The sequence below is a fragment of the Dyella silvatica genome (assembly GCF_026283955.1).
Lineage (GTDB): Bacteria > Pseudomonadota > Gammaproteobacteria > Xanthomonadales > Rhodanobacteraceae > Dyella_C > Dyella_C silvatica.
The window spans coordinates 1-6,489 of the sequence record NZ_JAPDPE010000174.1 but is presented as its reverse complement, the minus strand read 5'-3'; the positions used below and the strand labels follow the sequence as shown (position 1 = coordinate 6,489).

Annotated in this window: 5 protein-coding genes; 4 read left to right on the top strand and 1 reads right to left on the bottom strand. The window is 62.1% G+C overall.

Annotated elements, in window-relative coordinates; translation table 11 throughout:
• On the bottom strand, window positions 1–226 hold a 226-nt coding region (locus tag OUZ52_RS21700), incomplete at its 3' end, for a hypothetical protein (protein WP_266160678.1).
• A 32-nt stretch (window positions 227–258) separates the two neighbouring features.
• Between OUZ52_RS21700 and OUZ52_RS21695 the strand changes: the two genes are divergently transcribed.
• From OUZ52_RS21695 to OUZ52_RS21680, 4 genes are all read left to right on the top strand, one after another.
• Window positions 259–2,508, top strand: a complete 2,250-nt coding sequence (locus OUZ52_RS21695) for a TonB-dependent receptor (protein WP_266160677.1) — start codon at window positions 259–261, stop codon at window positions 2,506–2,508.
• A 323-nt stretch (window positions 2,509–2,831) separates the two neighbouring features.
• On the top strand, window positions 2,832–3,644 hold the full coding sequence (locus OUZ52_RS21690) for an alpha/beta hydrolase (RefSeq protein ID WP_266160680.1): 813 nt from the start codon (window positions 2,832–2,834) through the stop codon (window positions 3,642–3,644).
• Between the two features lie 283 nt (window positions 3,645–3,927).
• On the top strand, window positions 3,928–4,401 hold the full coding sequence (locus OUZ52_RS21685; RefSeq protein ID WP_266160676.1) for a YehS family protein: 474 nt from the start codon (window positions 3,928–3,930) through the stop codon (window positions 4,399–4,401).
• Between the two features lie 172 nt (window positions 4,402–4,573).
• Window positions 4,574–6,157 (top strand): Na+/H+ antiporter, encoded by a 1,584-nt coding sequence (locus OUZ52_RS21680; RefSeq protein WP_266160674.1) that lies wholly within the window; start codon window positions 4,574–4,576, stop codon window positions 6,155–6,157.
• Window positions 6,158–6,489 lie beyond the last annotated feature (332 nt).

The following is a 6,489-nucleotide window of genomic DNA, read 5'->3' as shown; positions in this document are numbered from 1 at the left end:
GGCGCCGGAAATGCGCCGTGAAACCAGGCCGATACGGCGGGATGGAAGGGCTGCAAAGGCATTGAGCGTGCTCTGGACCCGCAATGGCGGGAAAGCGGATTCGATCATAGATGAGGGCGATCGGGCCCGCTGCAAAGCCGGCGCGAAAAATTACGCTTTCGCTGGTACCTGCGGTGTATGACAATATCGTGTCGCTGCGATGCAACAAAGATTGCGTGGCGTCCATACACCGTTGCTTCCAACCCTGGGGAATACCACATGTCCGTTGCCAGTCCGTCGCGCCTTGGCGTGCTCGCTTTGTCCATCGCTGCCGCGCTTAGCTTCGGCACAGTCCAGGCGCAAGACGCCACCACCCAGCAGGCCAAGCCGCAGGCCGGTAAAACCACCGAGCTGCAGACGGTGAATGTCACCGCCGAAAAGCGGGTGGAAAACATGCAGAAAGTGCCGATCTCGTTGACCGTGCTGACGCCCGAGAAGCTGGACGCCTTCGGCCAGTCCGGCGATACCGTGCTGCAGCTGGCGGCGCGTGCGCCCAGCGTATATGCCGAAACCTCGTACGGCCGTGTCTATCCGCGCTTCTATATCCGTGGTCTGGGCAATAGCGATTTCGACTTGAATTCATCGCAGCCGGTATCGATGGTGTACGACGATATCGTGCAAGAAAACCCCATTCTCAAAGGCTTCCCGCTGTTCGATCTGGACCAGGTCGAAGTACTGCGCGGCCCGCAAGGCTCGTTGTTCGGGCGCAACTCGCCGGCTGGCGTGATCAAGTTCGATTCGCGCAAGCCCAGCCAGGAAACCAGCGGCTACGCGCGTGTTTCGTATGGCTCGCTGGGCACCGCCAATGTCGAAGCCGCCTTGGGCGGTGCGCTGAGCTCGCACTGGTCCGGCCGCGTTTCGGCGCTGGCGCAGCATCGCGATGGCTGGATCGACAACGCCTACACCGGCAAGAAAGACGCGCTCGGCGGCTATAACGACCGTGCCGTACGCCTGCAGGCGCTGTACGAAGACGGCGATTTCAGCGCGCTTATCAACGGCCACGCGCGCTGGCTGAATGGCAGCGCCATGGTCAACCGCGCCAATGCCATCGAGCTGGGCGGCGACTCGCTGGTGCCAGGCTTCGCCCGTGACCGGGTTACCCAGGACGGCCGCAACAAGCAGCACCTGTTCAGTTGGGGCAGCAACCTGCATTTGAACTGGAAACTGGGCGACTACAGCTTTACCTCGATCACCGGTTTAGAGCGCGCCACCACCTATAGCTTGGGCGATGTCGACGGCGGTATCGCCGTGCCGAACAACCCGTCGCAGGTCTCCGCAGTGACGCCATTTCCGGCCGAGACCGCCGACGCCTTGCCGCGCGATCGCCAGCTCACCCAGGAATTCCGCCTGGCCAGCAACACCCAGGATCGCTTGAACTGGCAGGTTGGTACCTACTATTTCGACGAAGACATCAAGATCACCAACTACGACTACGCCACGCTCAACAATCATGCGCTGGACGGTTATGCCAACCAGACTCAGCGCACCAAGGCATGGGCGGTGTTCGGTTCGACCAATTACCAGCTCGCCGACGATTTCGAGCTGCGCGCCGGCGCGCGTTACTCGCACGATTCGCGCAACTTCCGCGTCGACCGCCTGCTGTCGCCGATCGGCGCAGGCCCGCTGCAACTGGCCGCCAATCCGCATGACTCGCGCTGGAGCGGCGACCTCACCGGTACCTGGACGCTAAACCCCAACGTGAACGTCTACGCGCGCATCGCCAATGGTTTCCGTGCGCCCAGCGTGCAAGGCCGCGTGCTGTTTTCCAACAGCATTTCGCAGGCCAAGCCCGAGACCATTACCTCGTACGAGTTGGGCATCAAGACCACCGGCATGGACAACCGCGTGCGTTTCAATGCGGACGTCTACACCTACAACATGCACAACCAGCAGCTCACCGCCGTGGGTGGCGACATCAATGTGACGCGCCTGCTCAATGCACGCAAAACCCAGGGCTACGGTACCGAGTTCGACCTGGAGGCCTACCTCACGCCGAACTTCGTGCTCACTGCGGGAGGCAGCTACAACCACACCGAGCTGAAAGACAAAAACCTCGCCGTGGCCGTCTGCGGCGCGCAATGCACCGTGCTCAACCCGCTCAACGCCGCCGGCAATGCGCTGGTCGATGGCAACCCGCTGCCGAATGCACCGGAGTGGATCGGCACCCTCACCGCGCGCTACGGCATTCCGTATGGCGAGAGTGGCGAGTTCTTCATCTATACCGACTGGAACTACCGCAGCGAGGTGAACTTCTTCCTCTACGAGTCGGCCGAGTTCCGCAGCAAGCCGCTGCTCGAAGGCGGTATGCGGGTGGGCTATAACTGGGATTTCGGCAAGCGCGAAGTGGCCCTGTACGGCCGCAATCTCACCAACAAGCGCGCCATCACCGGTGCCATCGACTTCAACAACCGCACCGCCTTCGTCAACGATCCACGGGTGATCGGCGTGGAATTCCGCGCCGACCTGTAAGGCGGCGATCCGCGCCCGCCCAGACCCTTCCGATAACTCCCTCCCCTACACGTAGGGGAGGGCTGGGGAGGGGTAACCGGCCTGGCGACAAGCCTTCACCCCCTCCCAGCCTGCCCCTGCAAGTCCCAAAAAGGGGACTGCCTTTGGTCGCAGGGGAGGAGCAACGCATCGCTTCGATAAGCCGGGCCCCTCTGCACGGCGGCGCCTGGCTGCATCTAGCAAACACAAGCGCGCCGGACTGAGGCAGAATTCTCTCTTTGCCTCGAGAGCACGTCGTGAGTCATCCGGGCACCGTTCATGGCGAGACCACCCAGCACCTGACCATGGCCGATGGTCTGAGCGTGTTTGTGCGCGACTGGCCGCACCCGCAGGCTCGCGATGCCGTACTGATCGTGCATGGCCTGGGCGAGCATAGCGGCCGCTACCGGCAGCTGGCGCAGTGGTTTCATGCGCGCGGCTATGCGGTGCGCTGCTACGACCAGCGTGGTCATGGCGAAACCGTGGGGCAGCGCGGCGCCTTGCGGCATACCGACGATCTGCTGGAAGACCTGGCCATCGTCTACAACGACTATGCCGTACAGCAGCCACGCACGCCGTTACTGCTCGGCCACAGCATGGGCGGCCTGGTGGCGGTGCGGGCCGTGCTTGATGGGCTGGTGACCCCCGATGCCTTGATGTTGTCTTCGCCCGCGCTGCGCAGCCACGAGTCGGTGTGGCTGGTGCGCCTGGCCAAGCTACTGGCGCGCCTGCTGCCCAATCTGCCGCTGCGCAGCGGCCTGCGCTCGGACAAGCTGTCGCACGATGTGGAAGTCGTTGCCGCCTATCGCGACGATCCCTTGCGGCATAACTGCGTCACGCCGCGTTTGGCCGATTTCATTTTCCGCGCAGGCGCCAGCAGCATTGCCGATGCTTCGAAGCTGTCGATGCCTGCCTTGTTGCTGGTTGCCGGCAGCGATGCGCTGGTGGACCCTGCCGGCAGCCGTGACTTTGCCGCTGGCGCCAGCCCCACACAGCGGCTCACCACGCGCTTTTTCGACACGCTGTATCACGAGCTGTTCAACGAAGCCGAGCCGGCCCGCACCCAGGTACTCAAACAGCTCGGCGACTGGCTTCAGCGGCGCGGCCTGGCACCTTGATGCCTGCGCGCGGTGGGTTGGCCATGCCCGCAGGCTAGCCCTGGAACGGGTTCCAGCGGTCCTGGCGTTTGACCTTTTTCAGGTAAAGCGCGTAGTTGACGGTCATTGCGCCGAGGCCACGCCATGACCGGCTTATCTGCACAGGTCGAACCGGGCGCTGCCAATATCCTCCCGCGATCCGCCGCTGGCCTGCCTGGCGCGGCGCCGCTGCCGGCGGCAGGCGTCATCGACTTGACCGGCGCGGTAGCATGGCGGCCCCAGCTTGGTTTGTCCGGAACACGTAATGATCAACAATGACGTACTGCGCAGCATCCGCTACATGCTAGATCTCAGCGATATCAAGGTGGTCGAGATCACCAAGCTGGCCGATGCCGCTTTCCCGCTCGAGAAGGCACAGGTGCAGGCGTTTCTGAAAAAGGACGAAGAGGAAGGCTACGTGGAATGCAGCGGCCCGGTGCTGGCGCATTTCCTCGATGGGCTGGTTTTCCATTACCGCGGCCGTGACGAAAGCCTGCCGCCGCGACCGATGGAAAAGCGCATGACCAACAACGTCGTGCTGAAAAAACTACGGGTCGCGTTCCAGCTGAAAGACATCGACATGCACCGGATTTTCGAAGACGCCGGCTTTCCCATTTCCAAGCCGGAGCTGACCGCCTTGTTCCGCCAGCCCGGGCATAAGAATTTCCGCCTTTGCGGCGATCAACTGCTGCGCAATTTCCTCAAGGGCTTGACCATGCGCGTGCGCGAAGGCAGCTGAACTCAGCTCAAGTATCCGTAGCTACGCGCGCTGTGCCGATCCCGATGGGCTGAACAGCCCATCCGGCCAGATCACCATGCTGCTTTGCCAGCGTTCTCGCAAGACAGCTTTGCCTGTACCGGATCAGGCGGCGCTGTGTGTAGTATCGATTTAGTGATTTGGGGGAGAACCCATGCATCCTGTCGAGATATTTGAACTCGTGCTGGTTCTGCTCGCGGTGGTTATCGCACTGCATTGGGCGGCACGACGCGTAGGCCTGCCGCCGGCCACGGCCTTGCTTGTCGGCGGCGGCGCGCTTGCGTTTGTACCCAGGCTGCCACCGTTCGCGCTAGATCCCGAACTGATCCTGGTGCTTTTCCTGCCGCCCCTGCTGATGGACGGTGCGTATTTCACTGCTTTCGGCCGCTTCCGCCGACACCTTCCAGGGATACTGTCGCTCGCCGTGGGTGCGGTGGTGTTCACCACGTTGGCGGTTGGGGTCGTGACCCATGCTCTGGTCCCCGGCCTGCCCTGGGCTGCCTGCTTTGCCCTTGGCGCCATCGTCTCGCCACCGGACGCGGTGGCGGCACGCGCCGTGCTGCAGCGAGTGAAGCTTCCCCGCCGGCTATCGGCGCTGCTGGAAGGGGAAAGCCTGCTCAATGACGCCACCGGTCTGGTGCTCTTTCGTTTCGCCGTCGTGGCAACGCTAAGCGGCGCGTTTGATGCCGGTGCAGCCGTCTCGAATTTCGTACTGCTCGCGCTTGGCGGGATCGTTGCCGGCCTCGCCGTGTCGGCGATCTGGATCTTCGTCGTGCGACGCCTGGGCGAGCAGACGCTGATCGTCATGGTCAGCACACTCATGTGCTGGGTCGCCTATATCGTCGGCGAGGCAGCCCATGTCTCCGGTGTGATAGCAACGGTTACCGCGGGGCTGGTGCTCGGCTGGTATCAGCACGTGATCTTTCCGGCGCAAGTTCGGCTGCGCGGAAGTGCGTTCTGGGAAACCATGGTGTTCGTTCTAGAAGCCCTGGTCTTCATTCTTATCGGATTTTCGCTGCGCGGCGTGCTCGATCGAGTCGGTGGGCTCGAGGCGGTTTCCAGCAAGATGGCCATCCCCATTCTTGGGGTCGTTCTGACCGTGACGGTGACGCGCTTTATCTGGATCTTTGGCGTCGACGGCCTGCTCGCCGTACTCCGGGGCATGGGTTTGAAGCGCGCGCGGCCGCTGGGCTTGCGGCAAGCGACGGTGCTGAGCTGGGCCGGCATGCGCGGGGTCGTGACGTTGGCGGTGGCGCTGACCTTGCCCGTATCGATGCCAGGCAGGGATTTGATGCTGGTCACCGCCTTCGCGGTGATCTTCGCCACCGTGGTGATGCAAGGGACCAGCCTGGGTTGGCTGATCAAACGGGTTCGGCCAGCGGATCAAGACCCCTTGGCGAAGATGCACTTGCCCGCATCGGAGGCAGCCATCGCCCGCGCCATGGCGGCGGCGGTTGAAGTGCATGCCTACGCGCCAGACGGAACCTTGATCCATCCGCGGCTGTTAGAGGAGTATCGCAAGCGCGCGGAAATAACCACGCGTTACGCCGCCGATGCGGACACGTTCATGGAGGCGGTTCAGACGCATTTCGACGTCACCCTGCTCGCCCTTGCCGCTGGACGTACAGAACTGATCCGCATCCACCGCGCCGGACTCATCGAAGACGAGGTGCTTCATGAACTGGAGCGCGATCTGGATGTTGAGGAGCTGCGCATCATTCTGCAGCGTGGCAATTAGTTGCCGCTCACAACGGCGAGTTGAGCCAATGATTTACAGCGAAGGTATTTTGGCTTCAGCAGTGGGTGATAAGTTGCCGGTATGAGTATCGAGCCAATCCAGCAATAACAGAGGACTTTGTTGGAATAGGTAGATGTCCGCTGCCGATCCAAAGCGAACATTTGCGATTGACATTTGCTATGGAAGCTAAGAGATGACTACGAATAAACGCGCTGATAGTGCTAAGCAATTGGCTCAGTGGATTGTTGGATATATGGCGCTCGGGCCTATGGCAGTGGCGGTCGATCTCGCCTTGCATTTCTTTCCTGATACTCCAGCCATTCAACTCATGC

Bases quoted from the DNA above. Each gene is read 5' to 3' on its own strand.
- OUZ52_RS21690 (WP_266160680.1), top strand. From the start codon at position 2,832: ATGGCCGATGGTCTGAGCGTGTTTGTGCGCGACTGGCCGCACCCGCAG.
- OUZ52_RS21695 (WP_266160677.1), top strand. From the start codon at position 259: ATGTCCGTTGCCAGTCCGTCGCGCCTTGGCGTGCTCGCTTTGTCCATC.
- OUZ52_RS21685 (WP_266160676.1), top strand. From the start codon at position 3,928: ATGATCAACAATGACGTACTGCGCAGCATCCGCTACATGCTAGATCTC.
- OUZ52_RS21680 (WP_266160674.1), top strand. From the start codon at position 4,574: ATGCATCCTGTCGAGATATTTGAACTCGTGCTGGTTCTGCTCGCGGTG.